The sequence below is a fragment of the Streptomyces triticirhizae genome, from assembly GCF_003696235.1.
Classification (GTDB): domain Bacteria; phylum Actinomycetota; class Actinomycetes; order Streptomycetales; family Streptomycetaceae; genus Streptomyces; species Streptomyces triticirhizae.
This window is the reverse complement of sequence record NZ_RFFJ01000012.1, coordinates 1-25,074: the sequence shown is the minus strand read 5'-3', so window position 1 is coordinate 25,074 and position 25,074 is coordinate 1. Positions and strand designations below refer to the sequence as shown.

Below are 25,074 nucleotides of genomic sequence, written 5' to 3'. Positions count from 1 at the left end.
ATTGTGATCGGAACTGCCCGCCCCCGGTGACGACCGTTCGGCCGGTCTCCGCCCCCGCACCCCGACTCGCCGTGCCACGTGGGGCGTTGGCCGGCTCCGGTGTGCGCCGAGCCCGCCGCGCGGGGCTGCCGGGTGGGGGTGCCGCACGCTACAGTCGGAGCCCGCGTCTGCTGGGGAAGCGTGCGAACGTGTGAGGGGGCGCCGGTGGAATGTCCTTCTTGCGGCTCGGCTGAGGGCCGCAGGCTCAACAACGGCAACTGGGTGTGCGAAGACTGTGGCTCGGTCACCGCAGGATGAGGCGGCGTGGCTGGATCTCGACCCGGCCACCAGGGCGAAGCTGGACTTCCTGGACCCTGAGGACTTCACCGTGGGCCCCACCGCCGAGGGGGCGGCCCAGTGGGAGCGGTTCACGGCGATCCTCGACAAGGCCGAGAACTACCGTCCGCCCCACTGAGCCGGGGCCGGGCAGCGAGCCGTCCCGCCGGAGAACGCGCCGGGCCGGCCCGGGAACGCGCCTCGGCAGCCGGTGAACGGGCCGGCAGCCGGTGAACGGGCCGGCCGCCGGTGAACGAGGCCCGTGGCTCCGAGGGGAACGCGCCCCGTCAGTGCGAGTGCCGGGGCACCGCGTCGCCGCTGCCACCGACCAGGAAGTCGAGGTCGGCGCCCTCGTTGGCCTGGGTGACATGCTCCACATAGAGCTTGGCCCAGCCCCGCGTGGGCGGCGCGTCCACGGGGGCCGGCCTGGGCTCCCGCGCCCGGGCGGCCAGTTCCTCCTGGTCCACGTCCAGGTCGAGCCGGCGGGCGGCCACGTCGATCTCGATCCAGTCCCCCGTGCGCACCAGCGCCAGCGGTCCGCCGACGGCCGCCTCGGGGGCGACGTGCAGCACGCAGCTGCCGTAGCCGGTCCCGCTCATGCGGGCGTCGCTGATCCGCAGCACGTCGGTGATCCCCGCCTCCAACAGCACCTTGGGCACCGGCACGTTGCCCACCTCGGGAAAGCCGGGGTAGCCGCGCGGCCCCGCGTTGCGCACGACGATCACGGTGCCGGCGGTGACCGGAAGCTCGGGGTCGTCGGCGTCGGCGATGTAGTCCTCGACCCGGTCGTAGACCAGGGCCTGGCCCCGGTGCTTGAGCAACTCGGGTGAGGCGGCCGACACCTTGAGCACCGCGCCGTCCGGCGCGAGGCTGCCCCGGAGCACGACCGTGCCCTCGCCGGCCGGGCGGAACGGCTCCTCGGCGGTCCTGATCACCTCGCGGTTCCAGCAACGCGCGCCGCCCGTCTCGGTGGCCATGTCCCGCCCGCTGACGGTGATCGCCTCCCGGTGCAGCAGCCCCATCCCGTCCAACTCCCGCAGGACGACCGGGAGTCCGCCCGCGTAGTAGAAGTCCTCCATCAGGAAGCGGCCGGACGGCATCAGGTCGACGAGCACCGGAACCTCGGTGGTGAGCGCGTCGAACTCCGCCAGCGACAGCGGCACGCCGACCCGTCCGGCCAGCGCCAGCAGATGGACCACGGCGTTGGTCGAGCCGCCGAGCGCCGCGTTGGCGCGGATGGCGTTCTCGAAGGCGTCCCTGGTCAGCACCTTCGAGGGCCGCAGGTCCTCCTCGACCAGCGCGACCGCGCGCCGCCCCGCCGCCTGGGCCAGGGCGTAACGGCGGGCGTCCACGGCGGGGATGGCCGCCGATCCCGACAGCTGCATCCCGAGCGCCTCCGCCACACAGGCCATGGTGGAGGCGGTGCCCATCGTCATGCAGTGGCCCCGGCTGCGGGACATGCAGCCCTCGGCCTCCGCGAGGTCGGCCGCGTCCATCCGGCCGGCCCGCACCTCCTCGCTGAGCCGCCAGACGTCGGTGCCCGAACCGATGTCCCGGCCCTGGAACCTGCCGTTGAGCATCGGCCCGCCGGTGACCATCAGCGCCGGCAGGTCCACGCTGGCCGCGCCCATCAGCATCGCCGGGGTGGTCTTGTCGCAGCCGGAGAGGAGGACCACGCCGTCCAGCGGGTTGGCCCGGATCGTCTCCTCGACCTCCATCGCCATCAGATTGCGGAACAGCATGGTGGTCGGCCGCATCAGGGTCTCGCCCAGCGACATCACGGGGAACTCCAGCGGCAGCCCGCCGGCCTGCCAGACGCCGCGCTTGACGTACTCGGCGACGTCCCTCAGGTGCGCGTTGCAGGGCGTCAGTTCCGACCAGCTGCTGGCGATGCCGATGACCGGCCGGCCGTCGAACACCTCGGGCCCCAGGCCCTGGTTGCGCATCCAGGAACGGTGGATCATGCCGTTGCGCCCCTCGGCGCCGAACCATGCCGCGCTCCGCCGCGTGCCGTCCCGTTGCTCGCTCATGCCCTACCTCCGACGTTCCTTGTTCGGGCTCCCCGGCTTCTGCCCAACCTTTGAACCACTTTCGGACCCGTTTCGATCGTTGTCGGTCGGGTTCGCCGCCACCAGGATCTTGATGTGGCGGCCGCGCTCGGCGCCGGTCAGCACGTCGAGCCCGCCGGTCACGGCGTCCGACAGCGGCACCCGACCGGTGACCAACGCGGCGGCCGCCTCGGCGTGTTGGGCCAGGAAGGCGAGCGCGGGCCGCAGGTCGGCCGTGGTCTGGTGGGACATCGAGCCGACCAGCGTCAACTCCCGCTTGGCCGCCGCCGCCACGTCGAACGGGACCGGCGCCCCCGGCAGCCCGGCCAGCCCGACCGTTCCGCCCGGCCGGGCCGCCGCGCAGGCCAGGGCGAAGCCGGGCCCGGTGCCGGTGCAGTCGACGGTGAGGTCGGCGGCGGAGGCCGGCGGGTCCAGGTCGGCGCGCCGGGTCGGCAGCCCCAGGGCGCGCGGGACCGCCAGCCGCTCCTCGCCGACGTCGGCCAGCGTGACCGCGTCCCCCTCGGCGCGCAGGATCAGCGCGGTGGCCAGGCCGATGGAGCCGGCGCCGACGATCAGCCCCTCGCGCCCGCCGGGCCGGCCCAGCCGGCGCACCAGGTGCCAGGCCACGGCGAACGGCTCGGCCAGCGCGGCCACCGCCGGGTCGAGCCCCCCGGGCGCGGCCACCACCATCCGGGCGGGCACGGTGACCAGTTCGGCGAGCCCGCCGTCCGCCGACATCCCGATGTGCCCGAAGTCGGGGCACAGGTGGTAGGCCCCACCCGCGCAGAGGGCGCAACGGCCGCAGGGGATCAGCGCGTTGAGGGCGACGAGCGCCCCCGGCGCGAGCCCGGACACGCCGGCGCCGACCGCGTCGACGAAGCCGGACACCTCGTGCCCCAGCACCACCGGCGCCCGGCCGCCGGTCACCGGGTGCGGTCGGGTCGGGATCTCGATCGGCCCCTCCCGGTACTCCAGCAGGTCGGTGCCGCACAGTCCGCACCAGGCGACCGCGACCCTGACCTCTTCGGGACCCGGGGCCGGCGCGTCCGGAACGGTCTCGTACCGGACGTCGCGCCGGCCGTGCCACCGCACTGCGCGCATCGGCCATCTCCTCAGGTGGTCTCTCGGCGGGCTCCCCGAAACGGCGCCCGGTCGCGCCCCCGTCGCGCGGGCGCGCACCCGAGGCGGCCGGAGCGACAGGAGCGTCTGGGAGCGCTCCCCACCTGGCCCTGCCCAGGCACGGACCTCCCGGAACCCACCCGTAGACACTAGTTCGCCACGGTCGGGCGAAAAGGGGTGCGGACCGGACGGATGGGCTGCGAATAGGGGTCATCCGCTGCCGCGATAACCCATGACACACCGGTGCCCCGGGGCCGACTGTCGCTCGTCAAGGCACGCGGGCCGGTCTGGCGAGGACCAGGTTCCGTCGGGGCCGGTCAGGGCCGATCAAGGGCCAACCAAGGGTCATGGGAAGTCAGTCGGAGGCGTCAATGGTGTCGCAATCACAGCCCCGGCGGCCGAGCCGGCGGCAGCTGCTGCGGACAACCGCGCTGGGGGCCGCGGCGTTCGCCGCCGCGCCCGTGCTCAGCGCGTGCGGCGGCGGGTCGGGGGGTTCGTCGGGCAAGGCGACGGTGCGGGTCTGGCACTGGTACGACCAGCAGCGCGACGAGTGGCCGCGCCTGGTGGAGGAGTTCGAGGCGGCCAACCCCAACATCACCGTCGAGGAGCGGCAGTTCGGCGACCCGGACAGCTACCTCCCCGCGCTCCAGTCGGCCGTGGCCGCCGGCGATCCGCCGGAGATCTTCGCCCCGCACGTACTGGCCATCGAGTACGGCAGGGCCGGCATCTCCGCCGACCTGAGGAGCGACCTGGGTGAGGACTTCCTCGGCGGCTTCTTCCAGTCGGCCAACGACCTCTTCGTGGACGACGGCAAGCAGTTCGGCCTGGGCTGGATGGCCCAGACCTTCGGGATCTTCTACCACCCGAGGCACTTCGAGAACGCCGGCGTCGACATCCCCGAGACCTGGGACGACCTGATCGAGGCGGCCGCCGCGATCCGGGCGACCGGCGTCGAGCCCTGCGTGCTCTCCAACAACCCCGGCACCAACGGCCTGGACTTCTTCCTGCCGTTGATCACCCAGGTCACGGACGACCCACGGCTGTTGCTCGACCTCGACCTCCAGCGGAACGGGGCCTCCTGGGACTCGCCCGAGGTGATCGAGGCGCTGACGCTGGTGCGTCGGCTCCAGGACGAGGGCGCGTTCGCGCCGAACCCGAACGGGATCACCACGGCCCAGGGCGAGCAGATGCTCTACACCGACCGGGCCGCGATGCTCTTCATGGGCTCCTGGGTTCCGCAGGACTTCGTGCAGGACGCGCCGCCGGAGTTCGTCGAGGAGTACCGGGTGATGAAGACGCCGGCGCTGACCTCGGGCGCCCGGCACTGGTGCTCCAACCAGGCGGGCGCGGCCTTCGCGGTCAGCGAGACCAGCCCGCACAAGGAGGCGGCGCTGGACTTCCTGCGCTTCCTCTACGAGCCGGAGCGCTATGCCGAGGTGATGAACAACTCCCACTCGATGCCGGCGACCTCGGCCGCCGCCGAGCAGGTCGCCGACCCCGTGCTGGCCGAGATGACCTCCTGGCTGCTGGACGGCGACGGCGCCCCGCACATCCTGATGGGACCCGGCTCCTCCGACTCGGCGGCCAACGCGGTCTCCGCGGTGATCGACGGCTCGTCAGCCCCCGAGGCGGCCGCCGCCGAGATCCAGAGCGGCGTCGAGCGGGCGGCGAACCGCTGATGGCGGTCGCGGCACCCAGGGCGCCACGGCGCGGCGGGGCGCCACCGCGCGGCGGGCGGGGCAGGTCGGCGGCGCTCGCCGGTTACCTCTTCGTGCTGCCGACCGTGGCGCTCTTCTCCGTCTTCGTCGCCTATCCGTTCCTGCGTTCGATGTATCTGAGCCTGACCCGCTGGTCAGGCTTCGGCACCCCGGACTTCGTGGGCCTGGAGAACTTCGACAACCTGGTCTCCGACCCCGTCTTCTGGGACGCGTTGACCACCACGCTGGTCTTCACGCTGGCCTGCACCGTGCTCCAGACGGCGGTGCCGCTGCTGTTGGCGGTGCTGCTCAACCGTGGTTGGCGGCTGGGCGTCGTCTTCCGCACGGTGATCTTCGTTCCGGCGGTGGTCTCGTTCGTGGTCACCGGTTCGCTCTGGCAGATGGTCTATGACCCCAACTTCGGCCAGCTGAACCAGTTCCTGGAGGGGATCGGGCTCGGCTCCCTGGCCCAGCCCTGGCTGGCCGACACCACCACGGTGCTGCCGGCGCTGGTCGTGGTCTCGCTCTGGCAGGCCGCCGGGCTCTACATGCTGATCTATCTGGCGGGTCTCCAGGGCATCGACCCGGTGCTCTACGAGGCGGCCAGGATCGACGGGGCGACGGCCTACCAGCGGTTCCGGCATGTGACGGTGCCCATGCTGCGCCGGGTGACGGCCGTGGTGGTGCTGTTGAACGTCGTGAACGGGTTCAAGACCTTCGACGTGATCTATGTGATGACGGGCGGCGGCCCCAACCGGGCCTCGGAGGTGCTGGGCACCTATCTCTACGGCCTGGCCTTCGGCTCCTCCGCCGGCGCGGTGCCGTCGTTCGGCTATGCCACCGCCATCAGCATGGTGGTCTTCGTGCTCTGCCTGCTGGCCACCCTGGTTCAGGTTCGTGTCAACCGGAAGGCACGCGATGTCCATTGAGACGCTCAACAGGACCGCCAGGCCCCCGCGCGTCCGGATCGCCCGGCTGTTCGGCTATCTGCTGCTGATCGTGATCTCGGCGGCCTCCGCCTATCCGCTGCTGTGGATGCTGATCACCTCGGTGCGGCCACGGAACACGGTCTTCGGCGGCGGCTTCCTCCCGGACGAGTTCACCTTCGACGCCTATCGACAGGCGTGGACCGATCTCAACTTCCCGCGCCATTTCATGATCACGCTGGTGATCACCGTGATCACGGTGCTGGGGGTGGTGGCGCTGGCGACGCTGGCCGGCTACGCCTTCGCCCATCTGGAGTTCCGGGGCAAGCAGTTCATCTATGTGACGCTGCTGAGCACCATCATGCTGCCCGTCACCGCGATCGTGATCCCGCTCTTCCTCGAACTGGACGCGCTCGGGCTGCTGGGCGGCCAGACCGGCCTGGTGCTGGTCTACATCGGAACCTCGGTCCCGTTCGCCATGTTCCTGATGCGCGTCTTCTTCGAGACCCTGCCGCACGAACTCGTCCAGGCGGCCCGGGTGGACGGGGCCGGCGAGTTCGCGATCTTCGCCAGGGTGATGCTGCCGCTGGCCGCGCCGGGGGCGGCCACGGTGGTCATCTTCCAGTTCATGAACACCTGGAACGAGTTCCTCTTCGCCCAGACCTTCCTCAGGACCCCCGAGCAACTGCCCCTGCAACCCGTGCTCTACGCGGCGGTCGGCCAGCACTCGACCGACTGGCCGCTGCTCTGTGCCTCGCTGACCATGTCCATTCTGCCGATCATCATGGTGTACATGCGGATGCAGCGGCGGTTCGTCGCCGGGATGACGCTCGGCGCCGTCAAGAGCTGAGCCGCCATCGAGGCACGCCCCGAGGCACGCCCCCAGAAAGGAAAGACGGACCATGTCCCACCCGTCCGGTTCCCACCCGTCCGGAATGTCCTATGTCGAGATCGGCGTCAGCGACGCCGAGCGCTCCCTCGACTTCTACCGGGGGCTGCTCGGCCTGCGCCCCGCCGAGGCGCCGCCCGAGCCGCCCGCGCCCGACGTCCACTGGCTGACCGCCGAGGGCGCGCTGGTCAAGCTGGTGGTGAGGGACCCCGGAGCGGTCCCCGAAGGTCCGTTGGGCGGCTGGGTCGGGGACGATCTCCAGCGCGGGATGCGGCACTTCGGGCTGAAGGTCGGCGACGTGTACCGGCAGGCGGAACGGCTCCGCTCCGCCGACGTCCCCTTCACCGTGGAGCCGGTGCGCGCCGTCGGCGACGTCAACCTGGCCTTCTTCACCGACCCCGACGGGGCGCTACTGGAGATCATCGATGGCCACCTCACCTACCACGAGGTGACCACGCCCGAACTGGCCGACCGCGAGCGACGGTTGGCCGAGAACAGGTCCCCGGACGCCGACCCGGTCTTCGACCATGTGGCCGTCACCTCCGGCGACCTGGACGCCACCCTGGCCTACTACCGCGACGAACTGGGCTACCCGGTGATCGGCCGGCTGGTGCACGACCAGGACCCGCGCGGCTTCGTCATCGACTATCTCCAGGCGGGCGGGGCGGTGTTGGAGGTCTTCACCTACACCGCCGCCGAGACCGTGCCGGCGCCCGACCCGGCCCGCGACCGGCTCGGCCTGCGGGCCATCGGCCTGGCCGCCGAGACCGGCCGCGCGGTCGACCCGCACGGGGTCCCGCTGCGCCGGGTGTCGAACGGCTCCGGCTCGGCGTCGGGCTCGGGGGCGGGGGAACGATGACGGCGGCGACCGAGGCGTTCCCGCCGCGCCGGCTGGGCCGGACCGGGCTGTGGGTGCCGGAGATCTGCTTCGGCGGCGGCGCGTTGGCGAGTATGCCGGCCGCGTTCGGCTACGACGTGCCCGAGGAGCGCGCGCTGGAGACGGTCCGGGCGGTGCTGCGCGGCCCGGTCGGCTTCCTGGACACGGCCGCCGGCTACGGGGACGGGCGCGGCGAACGGATCATCGGCACCGCGCTGGCCGAACTCGGCGGCCCCCCGCCGGGCTTCGTGCTCTCCACCAAGGTGGACCGCTCCCCGGTCACCGGCGACTACTCGGCCGCGCAGGTGCGTCGTTCGCTGGAGGGCAGCCTGGAGCGGCTCGGTCTTGACCGGGTGCAACTCCTCTATCTGCACGATCCGGAGCACATCTCCTTCCAGGACGGGATGGCGCCGGGCGGCCCGGTCGAGGAGCTGGTGCGCATCCACGAGGAGGGCCTGGCCCAGCACATCGGCGTCGCCGGCGGCCCGGTCGGGCTGATGGCGCGCTATGTCGCGACCGGCGTCTTCGACGTGCTGCTGACCCACAACCGCTGGACGCTGATCGACCGTTCGGCCGACCAGCTGATCACCGCCGCGCACGCCGCGGGGCTGGCGGTCGTGAACGCGGCCCCGTTCGGCGGCGGGCTGCTCGCCAAGGGGCCCGACCGGCACGCCCGCTACGCCTACACCCAGGCCGACGCGGTGGTGCTGGACCGGGTGCGGGAGATCGCGGCGGCCTGCGCGGAGCACGGGGTGCCGCTGCCGGCGGCGGCCATCCAGTTCTCCACCAGGGACCCGAGGATCTCCGCGACCGTGCTGGGCGTCACGCGACCGGAGCGGGTGGCCGAGACCATCGAGCTGAGCCGCTGGTCCATACCGGAGGGGCTGTGGCCCACGCTCGACGCGTTGGCGGCGCCCTCCGACCACTGGCAACACTGAGACCGCCCGCGCGCCCCGGCCACACCGCACACGGAACCACCAGCGGGACCAGCAGCGGAACCACCAGCCGGAACCGACGGCGGAACGACAAGGAACCACCCAGAACGACCCCAGGACTGTCAACTCATGACCTCTGTCAACCAATCCGCATCAACCGCCACCTCCCAGGACCTCTCCCAGGTACGGTTCCCCGAAGGCTTCGTCTGGGGCACCGCCACCGCCAGCTACCAGGTGGAGGGGGCCGTGCACGAGGACGGCCGGGGCCCGTCCATCTGGGACACCTTCGCCCACACCCCGGGCAGGATTCTCGGTGGCGACACCGGTGACATCGCCGACGACCACTACCACCGCTACCCCGAGGACATCTCGCTGATGGCCGACCTCGGGATCACCCACTACCGCTTCTCCCTCGCCTGGCCCCGCATCCAGCCCGAGGGCCGGGGCCAACTCAACGCCGCCGGCGTCGACTTCTACAGCCGGCTGGTCGACGGCCTGCTGGAGCGCGGCATCCAGCCCTGGGTCACCCTCTACCACTGGGACCTGCCGCAGCCGTTGGAGGACGCCGGCGGCTGGCCGGCCCGGGACACCGCCGAGCGGTTCGCCGAGTACGCGGCGGCGATCCACGACCGGCTTGGCGACCGGGTGCCGGACTGGACGACGCTCAACGAGCCCTGGTGCTCGGCGTTCCTCGGCTATGCCAGCGGCGTGCACGCCCCGGGGCGCACCGAGGGGCCGGCCGCGCTGCGCGCCGCGCACCACCTGCTGCTGGGGCACGGCCTGGCCGTGCGCGCGCTGCGCGAACAGGGCGCGCGCGACGTCGGGATCACCGTCAACCTCTACCCGGTGGACCCGGTCACCGACAGCCCCGCCGACCGTGACGCCGCCCGCCGGATCGACGGCCTGATGAACCGCGTCTTCCTGGAGCCGCTGCTGCGCGGCTCCTACCCCGACGACCTGCTCGCCGACCTCGCCCCGGTCGTGGACTTCGACCATGTGCGGGACGGCGATCTGGCCACCATCAACGCGCCGTTGGACTTCCTCGGCGTCAACTACTACACGCGCCACGTGGTGCGCGCCGGGACCCGGCCGGCCGAGCCGCGCCCGACCAACTGGGTCGGCTCCGAGGACGTCGAGTTCGTCAGGCGCGGCATCCCGCAGACCGCCATGGGTTGGGAGATCGACCCCGACGGGCTGTACGAGACGCTCACCCGGGTCTGGCGGGAGTACGGGCCGCTGCCGCTCTATGTCACCGAGAACGGCGCGGCGTTCGACGACAGGCTGGACGCCGACGGGCGGGTGCGGGACGAGGACCGCCGCTCCTATCTGGAGCGGCACTTCGCCGCCGCCCAGCGGGCGTTGGCCGAGGGCGTGGACCTGCGCGGCTACTTCGTGTGGAGCCTGCTGGACAACTTCGAGTGGGCCTTCGGCTACAGCAGGCGGTTCGGCCTGGTCCACGTGGACTACGAGACCCAGGCCCGCACCCTGAAGGACTCGGGTCGCTGGTTCGCGGAGATCACCCGCGCCAACGGGCTGTAGTCGCACGCGGGTTCCTCGACTCGGCCGAGGTCCCGTCCGTCAGGGGAGTCCGTCCCCGCCGGCGCCGTCGGGAAGGCGCGGCGCCGGCAGGGACGTCACCAGGTCGCGGACCAGGCAGACCACGGGGGAGTCCGCGCGGTCGGCGCGCCACCACACCGCGACATGGCGCTGCACCTGGCTGGCGGCCACCGGAACGAGTTCCAGCCCGGCGCAGTTGGCGGTCAGCATGGCCAACGCGTTGGTGACGCCTATGCCGAGCCCGCCGCGCACCAGCGCGGCCAGCGTCTGCGGCTGGTTGCTCTGGAACGCGATGGTGGGGCGGATGCCGGCCTCGGCGAAGGCGAGGTTGGTCTCGAACTGGCGCGGCGCCCGTTCCGTCGGCTCCCCGATGGTCACCAGCGGGTGGTGGGCCACCTGCCGCAGCGAGACCGGGCCGGTGCCGGCCAGCGGATGGCCCGACGGCGCGACCACGACCAGCGGTTCGCTCCACAGCCAGCGGTTGACCAGCCGGTCGTCGCGCACCAGCGGGAGGACCGGGCGGATGGCCAGGTCGATCTCGCCGGCGATCAACAGGTCCTCCAGCGAGAGGGTGGGCCCCTCGACCAGCGCGGTGGCGACGCCGGGCGCGGTGCGGCGCAGGCGGCGGACCAGGGTCGGGTAGAGGAACGCGGCGGCGCTGGGGTACATCCCGATCCGCACCTCGCCGCGCACCACCCCGTTCGCCCCGTCCGCCACCTCGGAGAAGACGCCGATCCTGGAGAGGATCTCCTCGGCGTGCGGCAGCAGCGCCCGCCCCTCGGGGGTGAGCGCCACCGGCTGCACCGAGCGGTCGAAGAGGCGGGCGCCCAGCACCTGTTCCAGCTCGCCGATGTGGGAGCTGACCCTTGGCTGGGAGCGGAAGAGCGCCTTGGCGGCGGCGGAGAACCCGCCCTCGCGGGCGACCGCGACAAAGCTCGCGATCCAGTCGAGTCGGTAGTTGTGGGCACCGGAGAGATCCACGCCGCCTCCTGTCCGCCGTGCCGGCCCGGACCTCGCGGGCCGGCCGCGAGGTCCGCCGCCGGAGCCGTGTCGGCCTCAGCGGATGAACCGCTCCACGAAGTCCCGGCCGAGGCCCACGCTTTCGTAGTGGGCGCGGCACATGTCGATCTTGGTGAACGTGTCCTCGTAGCCGGTCTGGTGTCCCTGTTCGTCGACATAGACCATTGCGCCCGAAATATTGAACAGCGTGATCATATAGTCGCAATCAGGGGGCACCGCAAGGGTGTGGATCTCGCCGGGAGGTTCATAGACGAAGCTTCCACGTTCGGCGACCCACTCGTGCTCGTGGTAGTGCCAGCGTCCCTCGATCACATACCCGAAGACCGCGCCCGGGTGGCGATGGCGGGAGACGATCCCGGAGGCGGTGACCTTGAGCAGGTTGCACCACTGTCCGGTCACGGTGTTAAACATCAACGGTCGGAACCAGACGTTGGGCGCCTGTGGCACCCAGACCCGGTCGTCCTCGGGCACGGCCGGGACGGCGATCTCCTCGGGGTAGTCGGCGGAGACGGGGATCATGTGCGTTCCTAATCCTTGAGTAAGCGGTTCCGGTTGGCCCGTTGGAGGGCTGTCCGGACTGTCTTGGCTGGTTTCGTGGTGGTTCGTGGGCATCGGGATGATCCCTGTTGGTTCCCGGCCCGTGAGGCCTTCCGAGAGACCGGTGGCGCCCGATGTCTTCGCGCCCCCGCGAAACCAGCCGGCCTGTGCGAGACGTTGATCGTCGTGGCGTGAGCCCGCCGCGCGGTGACCCCAGCCAACTCCGCGAGCCCTTCGAGCTCTGGGACAGACCGGGGCCCGCGCGGTGCGCTGGTGCCGCGAACGGCTGGTGAGATGGCGGACCGAAGAGTCCTGGGATCAGGTCGCCGCGCGGCCCGTCCACGCGATCAACCCGCTCGCGGCAGCCCGCTACCGCGACCGGCACAGCGTCTCGCGCGGCAAGTCCGACCCCGGCGACGCGCTGGTGCTGGCGAACATCCTGCGCACGGACATCCACGCCCGGGCGCTCGCCGAGATCGGAGACGACCCCGACCGCTTCACCGACGCCCGCGCCCTGAAGGCCTACGCCGGCTCCGCCCCCGTCACCCGCGCCTCGGGCAAGAAGAAGTTCGTCGGCCGCCGCTACATCAAGAACAACCGCCTGATCAACGCCGGATTCCTCTGGGCCTTCTCGGCCCTCAAGGCATCCCCGAAAGCCGACGCACACCACCGCCGCCGCCGACGCCAGGCCGGGGACTGGCACGCCCAGGCCCAACGACACCTGTTCAACCGCTTCCTCGGACAGCTCTACCACTGCCCGCACACCCGGCAGCTCTTCGACGAACAACACGCATTCACCTCCTCCTCACCGGATCTGGCCGTCGCGGCTTGACTTCTCAGACACGTGAGATGCCTCTCTGGTCGGTCGGGAGCCGGCTCGGGGCTGCGGCCCGTCGGGCCCGCCGGGCGGCGTGGGCTCAGGAAGCCAGATAGCCGCCGTCCACCGGCAGCACGGCCCCGGTGACGAAGCCGGCGTCGGGTCCGGCGAGGAAGGCGACGGCCCCGGCGACCTCGGCGGCCTCGCCCCAACGCCCCATGGGCGTGCGGTCGATGATCCGCTCCGCCGCCCCGGGCCGTTCCTGGAGTTCCTCGGTCAGCCGGGTCCTGATCCAGCCGGGCGCCACGGCGTTGACGCGCACCCCGTCGGCGGCCCAGGCCACGGCGAGGGCCTTGGTCAGCTGGACCACGCCGCCCTTGCTGGCCGAGTAGCCGGGCACCCTGGGCCCGCCGAAGAAGCTCAGCATCGAGGCCACGTTGACCACGCAGCCGCCGGCCGCGACCAGCGCGGGCCGGGCGGCGACGCAGGCGCGCATGGTGCCGGTGAGGTTGACCGCCAGCACCCGCTCGAAGACCTCGGGCCGGTGCTCGTCGTCCCGCTGGAGCACCCCGGCCGCGTTGACCAGGACGTCCAGGCTGTCGAACCGGTCGAAGAACGCCGTGACCTGGTCGGGACGCGTGACGTCCAACTCGACTCCGGGGGCCGGGGCGTCCAGCCCGGCGACCGTGACCTCGGCTCCCGCCGCCGCGAACCGTTCGGCCACGGCGGCCCCGATGCCGCTGGTGCCGCCGACCACGACGACCCGCCGGATGGCTGCCACGTCACCAACCGCCTTCCGCTTCCTCGCGCTCCCGGTCAGCGCGCCGGGCTGTGAGCCATGGCACCATGGCGCGCCGGCGGCCCGCCGCCGTCATTCGCCCCCTGAATGGCGTCCATCCCCAGCGGTGATGGACCCCGCGCGGGGCCGGCACCCGTCCCGTTCCGGTGACCGGCACCCGTCCCGTTCCGGTGAACGGACCGCCGCCGGGCGGGCGTCGGACGTCTGCTTGGATGGCGGGGCGACGCGCCACCGTGCCCAGAGAGTGAGCGCGCGCGGCGAGCAGACGGCATCCGAACAGCACAGAGGCAGAGGAGAACCGGTGAGTGTCGACCCGTTGGGGCAGTTCCTGGCCGACAACCGTTACCCGGGGCGCGGGGTGCTCTGGGCCAGAACGCGGGCCGGCGAGCTGGTCGGCGGCTACTTCCTCACCGGGCGCAGCCCCGCCTCGCAGGCCAGGCGACTGCACTTCGAGGACGAGCGACTGATCGTCTCGCCCACCGACGAGACCGCCCACGACCCCCTGCGGCACTATGCGGCGGCCATCGAGGACGAGCGCTGGCTGGTCTTCGGCAACGGCGAGCAGGTCTCGACGGTGGCCGACCGCCTCGCCGCCGGCGAAGCGCCCGCCGTCGCCCTGGACCGGCTGGAGTACGAACCGGACCCGCCGATCCTCACCTCGCGGATCACGGTGATCGCCGACCTCGCGGACCCCGGCACCGCCTGCCTGGGCGCGGCCCGGCGCAGCGCCGGCGCCCGCGAGGCCGGCAACCTGGTCACCGTCACGGTGCGGGACCTCGCGCCGGGCGATGTGGTGTTGATGACCACCTACCGTTCGGACGGCGGCACGGTGCTGCCCGCCGAGCCCTACGCCGAGGCCACGACGGAGGCGGCCGACGCGGCCGGCTTCCTGGACGAGATCTGGCGGGCGCTCACCCCCGAACTGCGCGTCGCCGCCGCCGCGTTCACCCCAGGCCGGCTGACCGGCGCCGCCCTGCGCCACCGGACCGACTGACCACCGGCCTCGGGCCGGCCGGACCGCCGGACCGCGCCCCGGCGGCTCCGGAACGGGACCCGCACCGGAGCCGCCGGGGCGCGGCGTTTCGTACGATGACCGGCATGGACCTGGTCGTGACCCGCTTTGATCACCCCGACGCCCGCAAGCTCAACGACGAGGTGCAGGCGGAGTACGCGGCGCGCTATGACGACGAGGGCGATCAGACCCCGCTGGCGCCGGAGATGTTCGACCCGCCGCACGGCCTCTACCTGCTCGCCTACGACCCGCTCGGCCGTCCCGTCGCCACCGGCGGCTGGCGCGCCCAGGAGGCGGCGGGCGACGAGGGCTACCGCGACGGGGACGCCGAGATCAAGCGCATGTATGTGGTGCCGGAGGCCAGGGGCCTCGGCCTCGCCCGGCGCATCCTGGCCCGGCTGGAGGACGACGCCCGCCGCGCCGGCCGGACCAGAATGGTCCTGGAGACGGGCATCGCCCAGCCGGAGGCGATGAACCTCTACGCCACCAGCGGCTACACGATGCTGCCGCGCGCCGAACACTTCGGCTTCTACCGGCACGCGCCCAACAGCCGCTGCTACGCCAAGGACCTGCGGGCGGCCGGTCAGCCCTGACCAGCCGTGACCCGGGCCCGTTCCCCGGCGCCGCCCTCGTCCCGCGCCGACCGCGGGCGCCGCCGCCCGCCCCACAGGATCGCGGCGGTCCCCAGCAGCGCCCAGCCGACGAGCACCGCCAGCGGGAAGCCGGCCCCGTTGCCGTCGAAGAACGCCACCGAGCGCAGCAGGCTCGCCCCCGCGCCGGTCGGCAGCCACTGGCCCAGCGCGCCCACCGGCTCCGGCAGCATCTCGGGCGCCGAGGCCGCCCCCGACCAGGGGTTGCCCAGCAGCATCAGCAGGACGGCGCCGACCCCGATCCCGGCCTGACCCAGCAGGGCGGCGAACCCGGCGACGGTGGCGCCGCCGGCCAGCATCAACAGCCCCAGCACGCCGGCCACCTGCCACCAGTCGCCGGCCAGCACATCGAGCCAGTCGTGGGCGATGACGGTGGCCACGACTCCGGCCAGCGCGGCGGCCCCCACCAGCCCGACCAGCGCCCGGCCGCCGCGCAGCCCGCTCACGGCGATCAGCGCACCGGTCGCGATCCCGGCGATCACCAGCGGCAGCAGGCTCGTGCCGAAGACCGCGCCCCTGGGGTCGCCGTCCGGCGCCGGCACCACGTCCGTCACCGTCACCGAGGCGCCCTCGGGCGCCTGCGCCTCGGCCACGCCGACCAGCAGCTGGGAGACGCTGGCGCCGCCGGCGCCCGCCGTCAGCACCTCGGGCGGTCCCTCGCCGGAGAAGACGAAGGCGCCGTAGATCTCCCGCTCCTCGATCGCCCGCCGCGCCGCCTCCTCGTCCGGGTACTCCCGCACGTCGAACGCGTCGCCCTGGGCGGCCAGCCCCTCGACGGCCGGGGCCGTCGCCTGCGCGGGGCCGGCCACCCCGACCGGCAGGTCGTGGGGTGCGCTCCGGGCGTTCGGCCAGGTGAAGGCCCAGAGCACAAAGCCGACCAGCAGGGGAACGGCGACGATCAGGCCGATCAGCGTCCGGTCGAGGGGGCCGCCGAGGGCGAGGGGGCAGGGGAACGTTGTGGCGTGCGCACGTCGAACCTCCGGGAGTTCGGTCGACGCGCCGGCCGCGCCCCGGGAGAAGCCGGCGGAGGTCGGACGCGCCAAAGAGAAGGATCGTTCGTTTTACGTCCCCACCGTGCGCCTGCCCGCCCCTCTTGTCAAGAATGAATGTTCGTTCTAGGTTTCCGGCATGGCGCGCGTTTCCCAGGAGTACCTCGCGGCACGGCGGCAGCAGATCCTCGACGGCGCGGCGCGCTGTTTCGCGCGCGACGGCTTCCACGGCACCTCGATGCAGGACGTGCTGCGCGAGACGGGCCTGTCGGCCGGGGCGGTCTACCGTTACTTCCCCAGCAAGGAGGCCATGATCGGCGCGCTCGCCGCCGATGTGCTGGACGCGGTGCGCCAGGGCTTCGAGGGTCCGGCCGAGTCCGAACATCCGCCGCCGCCCGACGAGTTGCTGATGCGGGGGGTGCGGCGGGTCGGCGAGCGGCTGAACTTCCCGGCGTCGTTGGTGCTCCAGGTCTGGTCGGAGACCCGACGCAACCCGGAGCTGCGCGCGATATTCAACGACGGGTTCGCCGCGCTGCTCGCCCTGTGGACCAGGATCGTGGTCGCCTACCAGCGCGACGGCCGGATGCGGGCCGACATCGCGCCCGAGGCGGCGGCGCGTGTGCTGGCCGCCAACGCCCAGGGCTTCCTCCTCCAGCGCGCGCTCTTCGGCGCGGTCGACGTGTCCGTCCTGGGCGAGGGGATGCGCGCGCTGCTGTCCTTTGACGAGACGGGCGGCGCGGGCCGGCGCGCGGACGACGACGAGCCGCACGCCGGCGCGGACGGCGCCACCGGGCCGGGGGGCGGCGGCGCGGACGGTGCCACGGGGCCGGGGTCGGACGGCGGCTGACCGTTTCGGTCACCTGATGCCCACGCCTGTCGCAACTCGCGGTCACGAGTTGGCCATAGACAGATTCAATCTGTGCGGGTGACGTCACCCTACGCTATGTCGAGGGTGATGCCCGATGTCGCGCTGGGGAGCGCGATGGGCGATGGCCCCTTCGCGGAGGTGGGGAGAGAGTGATCAGCCGAAGATCCCTATCCGGAGCCGTGCTGGCAGCGTCATGACGGTCTGTTGGTGGAGCCCTTCGTCTCAGGCGGCACAGCCGAGGGCGACGATCTACACCGCGGACCAGTGCTCAGCCGCGACCTCGTGCTTCGTCATCTTCTACAACAGCAGGAACAGCCACGGCGAGTACCGAAGCCCCTGCTTCGTCACCAACAAGAGTGAGTACTCGCACGCCGGCCGCTCGATCGTTCAGGGCACCGAAGTGCTCACCTATCGCTACCAGTTCGGCTACGACCGACAGCTGGAACGCTGGCCCGCGATCTGCGTCGGGGCGACTCCGGGTTCCGGGCTCTCGGTGAAGAACGACGCCGCCACAGCCGTGAACTTCGACTCCCGGGCACACCGCGTGTACTACAACACGGGTTACCGGGGCACTTCGCAGGACTTCCCGCCGAGCGACAACCTCAAGCCGGCGTTGAAGAACGACAACGCGAGCAGTAGGAGACTGTGATGGGCCCACGCCGAACGCGCTCCACCATCGCTCTGCTTGGCGTCCTGCTCGGTGGCCTGGTGGCCTGTGGCGACGACCCGGCCGACGAGTCGTCGGCCACCGACCTCCCCGTCACCGCGTCGGAGAGCTACCACGTTCCGCAGATTAGCCGGGACGGGTGGCCGGAGGAGGTCCCCTCGCGCGGGTTGACAGCTGGGATGAGGCTGCCGGTCGAGGACTATCTGAGTTCCTACGCCGAGATGATCACGCTGCTTCAGGCGCGTGACACGGCCGAGATCGCCTGCATGGTCTCCTCCGGCTTCACGAACTGGGAGACCGAGCCACTGGGGACATCTCCACCACCGGAGAACAACTCCGTCAGACCGACGAGCGGAACGAGCGAACACTCGCCCATGCGCGGGAGATGATCGACGGCTGACGCGCCGCGCCTTCGTCCCAGCGGGGGCGAGGGCGCGAGCCCGGCTGTCAGCACATTCCCTCACGGTGGCTCACGGCCGCCCATGTTCCTTCATGCCACCAGTCATGTTGGGCCGTGGTCACCCGCATCGCGATCGTGGCTCCACAACGGCTGGCCCGGAGCCCGGCTCTGCCGCGCCCCGCTGCTAGCACATTCCGACGAGAGGATCTCCATGGCTGACGAGATGGTGCGGGCGGCACAGCGTTTCATCAACACGGTCTACTCCGATGTTTCCGGAATCCCGCGCCTGGAGGAGGACGGGCAGACGGGGTGGGACGTGATGTTCGCTCTCACGCGAGCGCTTCAGTACGAGTTGGGAATCACCGCGCTGTCGGACAACTTCGGCCCCGGCACCCTCGCCGCCCTCCAGGAGCAGTACCCCGTAATCAATCCCATGGACACCAGGGAGAACCTGAACCGCATCGTCCAGTCCGCGGCTCTACTGCAAGGGCTATGACGGCAGCGGGATCAACGGGAGCTACGACGACCGCACCGACGCGAGCGTTCGGGAGATCAAGGTGCACATGGGCGTGTCGAACGCCTTTCCGGGCGGTGGGGTCGAGCCCAAGGTCTTCAAGGCACTTCTGACCATGGACCCCTATGTCCTGGTCGGTGACGGAACCGGCGATGTGCGGGGCATCCAGCAGTGGATGAACGAACGGTATGTGCGGCGACGCGAGTTCTTCATCATCCCGTGCGGCGGACAGTACTCGAGGGAGGTCGCCAGAGCGTTGATGCTGGCGATCCAGTACGAGATCGGCATGTCGGACGACCAGGCCAACGGTGTCTTCGGACCCGGGACTCAGCAGGGATTGCGGGAACATCCGCTCTCCGTCGGCTCCGAGGGCAACTGGGTCCTCCTGTTCAGCGCGGCGATGATCTTCAAGCAGCGATCAGGAGTCTTTTTCTCCTCGGTGTTCGGTAGCGGTCTGGAAGCGGCGGTCGAGGCGTTCCAGAGGTTTACCAGGCTGTCTGTCAACGGCCGGGCGGACTTCCCGACCTGGGCCTCGCTCCTGGTGTCCACCGGCGATCCCACGCGAAAGGGGACGGCGTGCGACTGCGTAACGGAGATCACTCCTGATCGGGCGCGAGCCCTCAGGGACGAGGGATACCTCTATGTGGGCCGTTATCTGACCAACGTGCCTGGAACCACGCTTGACAGGAACATCAAGCCAGGTGAATTGGAGACCATCGCCGACGCGGGTCTCAGCGTCTATCCCATCTATCAGACCTATGGTGGAGCGGCCAGCTACTTCAGCGAGGAACAGGGCGTCGCCGACGCACTGGCCGCCATCGACGCCTACAACCATTCGGTTCGGGCGGGCATCATCACTGGGACTCCGATGGACCCGGCCAGCGATGCCGACCTGTGGGCGACCTGGCAGCAGCTCAACCAGGACAACGTGTACTGCGTCAGCACCGTCCCTCATGTGCACTTCCATCACGCGGAGTTGATCGGTGCCCCTCGCCCGAGCCTCGACATCAGCGAACAGGGCGTGCTTGACCTGCCCACCCGCTATCAGGGGGAACTCGACCATCCCGACGCGCAGGAGGGAGGCAGAAGGCGCCTTGGCCTCTGCCGAATTCTGGAGCAGTACAACGCGTTCATGCGCAACCTCTGAGGAGTTGACGTGGTGGTGTACCTGCTCGCGCCCCTGATCGGCGGAGTCTGCCTGGTGCTCGCGCTCGGGCTCCTGGGCAGGTGCGCCCGGCGCGTGCTTGCCCCACGGTGGGCGTGGAGAACGGGGGGAGGCGGGCCCGGGCCCGGGCCCGCCACGCTGTGGCGTGACCTGGCCGCGGCTCTCCTCGCGCTGGCCCTGTCGGGATACGCGCTGGGCGTCCTCCTCACCGCGGACTGGGAGCAGTCTCCGTCGCGCACCTGCGCCACCCAGCGGTTCGGGCTCCCCGAACCCCCCTCGGACGGCCCGGGCGCCCCCCGGCTGCGGGAGCGTGAGGTCGGCCTGTTGCCACCCAGTGCCGTCTGCCACTGGTCGGACGGCGCCAGGGACGGGGTGCCGTCCTGGATCAACCCCACGGTCCTCACCCTCGCCGTCGGCGCGTTGGGTGCCGCCGGGCCCTGGGCGGTCATCCGCCACGGGAACTGTTCCGGTGGCGCCCGCCGGCCGGCCGACCATTCCGCGACAGAAAGGTGATCCCATGAGCTTCGCGTATTCACGCCGCCATCTCCTTCGTTGGGCCGGCGGCGCCTGGGCCGCCACGGCCCTGGCCGGCTCGGCGCCCGCGCTCCTGGCGCCGGCCGCGCACGCTCACGGGCGAGGAACCAGCGGCGGGGGCGACGCCCCCGACACCACAGGACTGGAGCGCGTCACCGACGGCCAACCCTCCGCCAACGGCTGGCAGATGGAGAAGGTGGTTGACGGCGGCGGAGCGATCTGGACGCGCCCCGTTCCCGGGAGCGATCTGACGGTCGCGGTGCGGATCGGTGAGGTCGAGAGCGTGCTGGTGCATGTTCTCCGTCGTTTCCACTACGAGATCGCACAGTTGGGTCCGCGCGATGTCGTTTCGTTTCGCCATCCCGATCAGGTCGATCATGCCGCCCCGGAGAGCAACCTCGCCTCTGGCACCGCCGTGGCGGTGCGTCCCCGGACCTATCCCGTAGGCGTGGCCGGCGGCTTCTTCCCGCGTGAACGGGCGTTGATCCGGGACATCATCCGCGAGTGCGACGGCGTGGTCGCCTGGGGAGGCGACGACGCGGTGCCCAGGGAGGGGTACTTCGGTATCGCGGTGCCGCCCGGGGATCCGCGCCTCGGCGCACTGGCCGGCCGGCGCCTCTCCCGGCGCGTCGCCCCGGGAGAGGCGCCGGCGTGCTGCGCGAACCGCAGCCCGCGGCCCCCGGCGGCCCGGCCTCCGTCAGTCCGGTTCGCCCGGCGGTCCGGCCGGCGGGGTGAGTTCGGCGCGCAGGCGGCGGTCGAGGGCGAGGGAGACCTCGGCGTAGACGGCTTTCTTGGCCAGCGGGCGGAGCCGTTCCAGGGCAGCCGTCAGCCGCTTGATGTCGTCCTCGGTCAGCGGCGCGCCCCGCTCGGCGCGGCCGGCGCCCAGCACCTCGGGCAGCACCTGCCGGCGCAGCACCTCGGTGAACACCTCCGCCAACGCGTCGGCGTGGGCGCGTAGTTCGCGGCCGGCGGCGAGCAGCGTGGCCAGCGGGATGCCCTCCCTGACCAGGGCGGACGAGGCCTCCAGCAGGTCGCGGCTGACATGGACCACGGCCTCGCCGTCCGGGCGGAGATAGCCGATCGCCATCGCCTCGGAGACGTTCTCCGGATCGGTCTCGCCCGCGTAGTGGTCCGCCAGCTCGCGCGCGCTCAACCGGACCTGTTCCTCCTCAGCCCAGGGCAACGGCTCGTTCAGGCCGAGGAGTTGGGCGGTCCTGCCGGCGTCCTGGCCGGAGGCGAAGGCCGCCAGGATCTCGGCGATCCCGCCCAGGGTGTGGCCGCGCGCCAGTAGTTCGGAGATGGTCCGCAGCCGCTCCAGATGCTGGTCGTTGAACCAGGCCACCCGCCCCTCGCGGCGCGGCGGCGGCAGCAGGCGGCGTTCCCGGTAGAACCGCAGGGTGCGCGGGGTGATGCCGGCCGCCTCGGCCAACTCGCCCGCGCGGTACTCCCTGACCGGCCCGTCCGCCGGTACCCGCCCTTCCGTCACGTCACGCAGTTTAGGCAGTGCACGCCCCCTACCGGCCGGTACCTTTCTGGCCTACTCTCCGAATGTGCCAGTAATCGCTGGCAGCTTTCGAGCGTCTGCCGAACGGGAGGCTCACGGATGGAGTCCGTACGGGTCGCGGTGATCGGGGCGGGATTCGGTGGTCTGGGCGCGGCGGTACGGCTGCGCCGCATGGGCGTCACCGACTTCGTGGTGCTGGAGCGGGCCGGCGCGGTGGGCGGCACCTGGCGGGACAACACCTACCCCGGCTGCGCCTGCGACGTCCCCTCCCACCTCTACTCGTTCTCCTTCGCGCCCAACCCCCGCTGGCCGCGCAGCTTCTCCGGCCAGCCGGAGATCCGCGCCTATCTGGAGTGGGTCACCGACACCTACGCCCTCCGCCCGCACCTGCGGCTCAACAACGAGGTGACCGGCGCCCGTTGGGACAACGAGGAGCTGTGCTGGTGGATCGAGACCAACGCCGGCACCTACCGCGCCGAGGTGGTGGTCTCGGCCACCGGGCCGCTCTCCGACCCCAGACTGCCCGACCTGCCCGGCCTGGACGCGTTCCCCGGCCGGGTCTTCCACTCGGCCCGCTGGGACCACGACTCTCCGCTGCGCGGCAAACGGGTCGCCGTCGTCGGCACCGGCGCCTCCGCGATCCAGTTCGTTCCCGCGATCGAACGGCAGGTCAACGAGCTGACCGTCTTCCAGCGGACCCCGCCCTGGCTGCTGCCCCGGATGGACCGCCACACCAGCGCCGCCGAGCGCTGGCTCCACGAGCGGCTGCCGGTCACCGGCGCGCTCCGCCGACAACTCCTCTGGGGCATCAGGGAGTTGCAGGTGGACGCGTTCGCCAGGCACCCGGCCGGGATGCGGGTGGTGGAGCGGCTGGCCCGGCTCCACCTGCGGCGCTCCGTGCGTGACCCGGCGCTGCGCCGCCGGCTCACGCCCGACTACCGGATCGGCTGCAAGCGCATCCTGCTCTCCAACGACTGGTATCCCACGCTCACCAAGCCGCACGTCCGCCTGGTCGACTCCGGGCTGCGCGAGGTGCGCGGCACCACCCTCGTCGCGCGCGACGGGCGCCGCGTCGAGGCCGACGTCATCATCCTGGGCACCGGGTTCCAGGTCACCGACCTGCCGATCGCCCACCGGATCAAGGGCGTCGACGGCACCACCCTCGCCGAGGAGTGGCGCGGCGGGATGGCCGCGCTGCGCGGCACCACCGCCGCCGGCTTCCCCAACTTCCTCACCGTGATCGGCCCCAACACCGGCCTCGGGAACTCCTCGATGATCCTCATCATCGAGGCCCAACTCGCCTACCTGGAAGACTTCCTGACCCGGCTCGACACCCTCGCCGAACGCGGCCACCGGCGCGCCGCGCTCGTCCCCCGCCGCTCCGCCGTCACCGCGTGGAACGACCGGCTCCAACGCCGGCTCGCCCGCTCCGTCTGGAACACCGGCGGCTGCGACAGCTGGTACCTGGACGCCGCCGGCCGGAACACCACCATCTGGCCCGGTACCACCAGCGAGTTCCGCCGGGTCACCGACCATGTCGAACTCGCCGAATACGAGGTGCTGCGCCATGGCTGACACCGCCCGACGTCTCACCGTCACCTCCACCGGGGGCGCCCGGCTGGCCACCGAGATCGACGGCCCCGAGGACGGCCCCACCGTGGTCCTGGTGCACGGCTGGACCTGCGCCACCACCTTCTGGCGGCCGGTCGCCCGCCGCCTCATCGACGCCGGCCACCGTGTGGTCGTCTACGACCAGCGCGGGCACGGCAACACGCCGCCCACGCCCGGCAGTTGCTCGGTCGAGGCGCTCGCAGACGACCTGTGCGCGGTGCTGACCGCCACCCTCGGCGACGGCCAACGCGCCGTGGTCGGCGGCCACTCCATGGGCGCCATGACCGTGGTCGCCGCCGCCACCCGCCCCGAGCTGCGCCAACGCGCCGCCGCCGCCCTGCTGTGCAGCACCGGCACCGACCGGCTCACCGGCGAGTCCACCGTGCTGCCGCTGCGCCCCGGCACCTGGCGGCGGCGCGGCCAACGCGCGTTCCTGCGCACCCGGTTGCCCTACGGCCCGCTCACCCCGCTCTCCCGGCGGATCATCCACCACATCACCCTGGGGCCCGGCGCGAGCCCGGGCCAGGTGGAGGCCGTCGCCCGGATGGTGAACGCCTGCCCGCGCCGGGCCCGCGCCGAGTGGGGCGCCGTGCTGGCCGACCTCGACCTCGCCGAACGCGTGCCCCAACTCGACCTGCCCGTCGCCCTGGTGCAGGGCACCGCCGACCGCCTCACCCCGCCCGTCCACGCGCACCGCATCCACGCCAGGCTGCCCCGCCCCGTCGGCTTCACCGAACTGCCGGGCATAGGCCACATGACCCCCGTGGAGGCCGCCGACACCGTGGCCGAGACGCTCACCGCGCTGGCGAAGGAGCACCTGTGAACGGCTTCCCGCGCGCCAGGCGGCCCGTCGCCGGGCAGGTGGTGGTGATCACCGGCGCCGCCCGGGGCATCGGCGCCCAACTGGCCGACCAGCTCTCCGGACGCGGCGCCCGCCTCGCCCTCGTCGGCCTGGAGCCCGACCAACTGGCGCGCGTCGCCCGGGACCTGCCGGGCGAGGCCGCGCACTGGGCCGCCGACGTCACCGACTCCGACGCGATGCGCCGGGTCGCCGAGGCGGTGCGCGCCCGCTTCGGCCGCGTCGACACCGTGGTCGCCAACGCCGGCGTGGCGACCGGCGGACTCTTCGCCGAGAGTGACGAGGCCGTCTGGCGCCGGGTGATCGAGGTCAACCTCGTCGGCTCGGCCGTCACCTGCCGCGCCTTCCTGCCCGCGCTGCGCTCCAGCGCCGGCTACTACCTCCAGATCGCCTCGTTCGCCGCCCTCACCCCGGCGCCGCTGATGACGGCCTACTGTGCCTCCAAGTCCGGAGTCGAAGCCTTCGCGCACAGCCTGCGCGCCGAGGTCGCCGGGGACGGGGTGCGGGTCGGCGTCGGCTACCTCAGCTGGACCGACACCGACATGGTGCGCGGCGCCGACGAGGACCAGCAACTCGCCGCGATGCGACGGCGGCTGCCCTGGCCGGCCAACCGCACCTCCCCGCTGGCGCCCGCCGTCGCCCGGCTCGCCGCCGGCATCGAGCGGCGCGCCACCCATGTCTACGCCCAGCGCTGGCTGCGCTCCGCCGTGCCGGTGCGCGGCGCGCTGCCGGCGGTGGTCGGCGGCCGGCTGGCCCAACGGCGGC

26 protein-coding genes are annotated in these 25,074 nt (G+C 72.1%); 19 read left to right on the top strand and 7 right to left on the bottom strand.

Going from position 1 to position 25,074, the window contains the following annotated elements:
* The first annotated feature begins 274 nt into the window (after positions 1-274).
* Entirely contained in the window at positions 275-454 is a 180-nt protein-coding gene (locus EBN88_RS04435) for a hypothetical protein (RefSeq protein ID WP_122182466.1), read from the top strand.
* 148 nt (positions 455-602) lie between these two features.
* Here the strand turns inward: EBN88_RS04435 and EBN88_RS04430 are convergent, their stop codons facing one another.
* Both EBN88_RS04430 and EBN88_RS04425 read right to left on the bottom strand, forming a co-directional pair.
* A complete protein-coding gene (locus EBN88_RS04430; RefSeq protein ID WP_122182465.1) occupies positions 603-2,345 on the bottom strand; it encodes an IlvD/Edd family dehydratase in 1,743 nt (580 codons plus the stop codon).
* Positions 2,346-2,348: 3 nt separating this feature from the next.
* Positions 2,349-3,464 carry an alcohol dehydrogenase catalytic domain-containing protein gene (locus tag EBN88_RS04425; protein WP_122182464.1) on the bottom strand — a complete coding sequence of 372 codons (1,116 nt, stop codon included), beginning with the start codon at positions 3,462-3,464 and terminating at the stop codon, positions 2,349-2,351.
* 389 nt (positions 3,465-3,853) lie between these two features.
* On the opposite strand from EBN88_RS04425, the gene EBN88_RS04420 reads away from it, so the two are divergent.
* From EBN88_RS04420 to EBN88_RS04395, 6 genes are all read left to right on the top strand, one after another.
* On the top strand, positions 3,854-5,161 hold the full coding sequence (locus EBN88_RS04420) for an ABC transporter substrate-binding protein (RefSeq protein ID WP_158621320.1): 1,308 nt from the start codon (positions 3,854-3,856) through the stop codon (positions 5,159-5,161).
* Positions 5,161-6,108, top strand: coding sequence for a carbohydrate ABC transporter permease (locus EBN88_RS04415; protein WP_122182462.1), 948 nt, complete (start codon positions 5,161-5,163; stop codon positions 6,106-6,108). The genes EBN88_RS04420 and EBN88_RS04415 overlap by 1 nt, the downstream gene beginning before the upstream one ends.
* Complete coding sequence (locus EBN88_RS04410) at positions 6,098-6,955, top strand: carbohydrate ABC transporter permease (RefSeq protein WP_158621319.1); 858 nt, start codon at positions 6,098-6,100, stop codon at positions 6,953-6,955. The genes EBN88_RS04415 and EBN88_RS04410 overlap by 11 nt, the downstream gene beginning before the upstream one ends.
* Positions 6,956-7,007: 52 nt before the next feature.
* Entirely contained in the window at positions 7,008-7,853 is an 846-nt protein-coding gene (locus EBN88_RS04405; RefSeq protein WP_122182460.1) for a VOC family protein, read from the top strand.
* Complete coding sequence (locus EBN88_RS04400; protein ID WP_122182459.1) at positions 7,850-8,809, top strand: aldo/keto reductase; 960 nt, start codon at positions 7,850-7,852, stop codon at positions 8,807-8,809. The genes EBN88_RS04405 and EBN88_RS04400 overlap by 4 nt, the downstream gene beginning before the upstream one ends.
* Positions 8,810-8,935: 126 nt before the next feature.
* Positions 8,936-10,345 carry a GH1 family beta-glucosidase gene (locus tag EBN88_RS04395; RefSeq protein ID WP_122182458.1) on the top strand — a complete coding sequence of 470 codons (1,410 nt, stop codon included), beginning with the start codon at positions 8,936-8,938 and terminating at the stop codon, positions 10,343-10,345.
* 39 nt (positions 10,346-10,384) lie between these two features.
* On the opposite strand, the gene EBN88_RS04390 is transcribed toward EBN88_RS04395, so the two are convergent.
* Complete coding sequence (locus EBN88_RS04390; RefSeq protein ID WP_122182457.1) at positions 10,385-11,344, bottom strand: LysR family transcriptional regulator; 960 nt, start codon at positions 11,342-11,344, stop codon at positions 10,385-10,387.
* 75 nt (positions 11,345-11,419) lie between these two features.
* A complete protein-coding gene (locus EBN88_RS04385; RefSeq protein WP_122182456.1) occupies positions 11,420-11,902 on the bottom strand; it encodes a 2,4'-dihydroxyacetophenone dioxygenase family protein in 483 nt (160 codons plus the stop codon).
* A gap of 283 nt (positions 11,903-12,185) precedes the next feature.
* Between EBN88_RS04385 and EBN88_RS04380 the strand changes: the two genes are divergently transcribed.
* Positions 12,186-12,752, top strand: a complete 567-nt coding sequence (locus EBN88_RS04380; RefSeq protein ID WP_325052720.1) for a transposase — start codon at positions 12,186-12,188, stop codon at positions 12,750-12,752.
* 85 nt (positions 12,753-12,837) lie between these two features.
* Here the strand turns inward: EBN88_RS04380 and EBN88_RS04375 are convergent, their stop codons facing one another.
* Positions 12,838-13,518, bottom strand: coding sequence for an SDR family NAD(P)-dependent oxidoreductase (locus EBN88_RS04375; protein WP_199742250.1), 681 nt, complete (start codon positions 13,516-13,518; stop codon positions 12,838-12,840).
* Between the two features lie 319 nt (positions 13,519-13,837).
* On the opposite strand from EBN88_RS04375, the gene EBN88_RS04370 reads away from it, so the two are divergent.
* Positions 13,838-14,530 carry an IMP cyclohydrolase gene (locus EBN88_RS04370; RefSeq protein ID WP_233580449.1) on the top strand — a complete coding sequence of 231 codons (693 nt, stop codon included), beginning with the start codon at positions 13,838-13,840 and terminating at the stop codon, positions 14,528-14,530.
* Between the two features lie 104 nt (positions 14,531-14,634).
* Entirely contained in the window at positions 14,635-15,141 is a 507-nt protein-coding gene (locus EBN88_RS04365; protein ID WP_122182489.1) for a GNAT family N-acetyltransferase, read from the top strand.
* On the opposite strand, the gene EBN88_RS04360 is transcribed toward EBN88_RS04365, so the two are convergent.
* Complete coding sequence (locus EBN88_RS04360) at positions 15,132-16,241, bottom strand: ABC transporter permease (RefSeq protein WP_233580448.1); 1,110 nt, start codon at positions 16,239-16,241, stop codon at positions 15,132-15,134. The genes EBN88_RS04365 and EBN88_RS04360 overlap by 10 nt on opposite strands.
* Before the next feature lie 85 nt (positions 16,242-16,326).
* Here EBN88_RS04360 and EBN88_RS04355 point away from each other — a divergent pair, with 85 nt between their 5' ends.
* From EBN88_RS04355 to EBN88_RS04330, 6 genes are all read left to right on the top strand, one after another.
* Positions 16,327-17,034, top strand: coding sequence for a TetR/AcrR family transcriptional regulator (locus tag EBN88_RS04355; protein WP_122182453.1), 708 nt, complete (start codon positions 16,327-16,329; stop codon positions 17,032-17,034).
* A gap of 214 nt (positions 17,035-17,248) precedes the next feature.
* On the top strand, positions 17,249-17,704 hold the full coding sequence (locus tag EBN88_RS04350; protein WP_122182452.1) for a hypothetical protein: 456 nt from the start codon (positions 17,249-17,251) through the stop codon (positions 17,702-17,704).
* On the top strand, positions 17,704-18,111 hold the full coding sequence (locus EBN88_RS04345; protein WP_122182451.1) for a hypothetical protein: 408 nt from the start codon (positions 17,704-17,706) through the stop codon (positions 18,109-18,111). Before EBN88_RS04350 ends, EBN88_RS04345 begins: the two co-directional genes overlap by 1 nt.
* Before the next feature lie 222 nt (positions 18,112-18,333).
* Positions 18,334-18,618 (top strand): hypothetical protein, encoded by a 285-nt coding sequence (locus tag EBN88_RS04340; RefSeq protein WP_122182450.1) that lies wholly within the window; start codon positions 18,334-18,336, stop codon positions 18,616-18,618.
* Between the two features lie 67 nt (positions 18,619-18,685).
* A complete protein-coding gene (locus EBN88_RS04335) occupies positions 18,686-19,783 on the top strand; it encodes a glycoside hydrolase domain-containing protein (protein WP_147472641.1) in 1,098 nt (365 codons plus the stop codon).
* A 12-nt stretch (positions 19,784-19,795) separates the two neighbouring features.
* Positions 19,796-20,314 carry a hypothetical protein gene (locus EBN88_RS04330; RefSeq protein ID WP_233580447.1) on the top strand — a complete coding sequence of 173 codons (519 nt, stop codon included), beginning with the start codon at positions 19,796-19,798 and terminating at the stop codon, positions 20,312-20,314.
* Between the two features lie 718 nt (positions 20,315-21,032).
* On the opposite strand, the gene EBN88_RS04320 is transcribed toward EBN88_RS04330, so the two are convergent.
* Positions 21,033-21,821, bottom strand: coding sequence for a MerR family transcriptional regulator (locus EBN88_RS04320; protein ID WP_122182447.1), 789 nt, complete (start codon positions 21,819-21,821; stop codon positions 21,033-21,035).
* Positions 21,822-21,938: 117 nt separating this feature from the next.
* Here EBN88_RS04320 and EBN88_RS04315 point away from each other — a divergent pair, with 117 nt between their 5' ends.
* From EBN88_RS04315 to EBN88_RS04305, 3 genes are all read left to right on the top strand, one after another.
* Positions 21,939-23,414 carry a flavin-containing monooxygenase gene (locus EBN88_RS04315; RefSeq protein ID WP_122182446.1) on the top strand — a complete coding sequence of 492 codons (1,476 nt, stop codon included), beginning with the start codon at positions 21,939-21,941 and terminating at the stop codon, positions 23,412-23,414.
* A complete protein-coding gene (locus EBN88_RS04310; RefSeq protein ID WP_122182445.1) occupies positions 23,407-24,273 on the top strand; it encodes an alpha/beta fold hydrolase in 867 nt (288 codons plus the stop codon). Before EBN88_RS04315 ends, EBN88_RS04310 begins: the two co-directional genes overlap by 8 nt.
* Positions 24,270-25,074: SDR family oxidoreductase (locus EBN88_RS04305; protein WP_147472640.1), on the top strand; the 805-nt coding region annotated here is incomplete at its 3' end. The genes EBN88_RS04310 and EBN88_RS04305, both read left to right, overlap by 4 nt.

Coding starts and splice junctions, on each gene's coding strand:
- EBN88_RS04430 (WP_122182465.1), bottom strand. CDS start 2,345: ATGAGCGAGCAACGGGACGGCACGCGGCGGAGCGCGGCATGGTTCGGC.
- EBN88_RS04425 (WP_122182464.1), bottom strand. CDS start 3,464: ATGCGCGCAGTGCGGTGGCACGGCCGGCGCGACGTCCGGTACGAGACC.
- EBN88_RS04420 (WP_158621320.1), top strand. CDS start 3,854: ATGGTGTCGCAATCACAGCCCCGGCGGCCGAGCCGGCGGCAGCTGCTG.
- EBN88_RS04415 (WP_122182462.1), top strand. CDS start 5,161: ATGGCGGTCGCGGCACCCAGGGCGCCACGGCGCGGCGGGGCGCCACCG.
- EBN88_RS04410 (WP_158621319.1), top strand. CDS start 6,098: ATGTCCATTGAGACGCTCAACAGGACCGCCAGGCCCCCGCGCGTCCGG.
- EBN88_RS04405 (WP_122182460.1), top strand. CDS start 7,008: ATGTCCCACCCGTCCGGTTCCCACCCGTCCGGAATGTCCTATGTCGAG.
- EBN88_RS04400 (WP_122182459.1), top strand. CDS start 7,850: ATGACGGCGGCGACCGAGGCGTTCCCGCCGCGCCGGCTGGGCCGGACC.
- EBN88_RS04395 (WP_122182458.1), top strand. CDS start 8,936: ATGACCTCTGTCAACCAATCCGCATCAACCGCCACCTCCCAGGACCTC.
- EBN88_RS04385 (WP_122182456.1), bottom strand. CDS start 11,902: ATGATCCCCGTCTCCGCCGACTACCCCGAGGAGATCGCCGTCCCGGCC.
- EBN88_RS04365 (WP_122182489.1), top strand. CDS start 14,635: ATGGACCTGGTCGTGACCCGCTTTGATCACCCCGACGCCCGCAAGCTC.
- EBN88_RS04355 (WP_122182453.1), top strand. CDS start 16,327: ATGGCGCGCGTTTCCCAGGAGTACCTCGCGGCACGGCGGCAGCAGATC.
- EBN88_RS04350 (WP_122182452.1), top strand. CDS start 17,249: ATGACGGTCTGTTGGTGGAGCCCTTCGTCTCAGGCGGCACAGCCGAGG.
- EBN88_RS04345 (WP_122182451.1), top strand. CDS start 17,704: ATGGGCCCACGCCGAACGCGCTCCACCATCGCTCTGCTTGGCGTCCTG.
- EBN88_RS04340 (WP_122182450.1), top strand. CDS start 18,334: ATGGCTGACGAGATGGTGCGGGCGGCACAGCGTTTCATCAACACGGTC.
- EBN88_RS04335 (WP_147472641.1), top strand. CDS start 18,686: ATGGGCGTGTCGAACGCCTTTCCGGGCGGTGGGGTCGAGCCCAAGGTC.
- EBN88_RS04315 (WP_122182446.1), top strand. CDS start 21,939: ATGGAGTCCGTACGGGTCGCGGTGATCGGGGCGGGATTCGGTGGTCTG.
- EBN88_RS04310 (WP_122182445.1), top strand. CDS start 23,407: ATGGCTGACACCGCCCGACGTCTCACCGTCACCTCCACCGGGGGCGCC.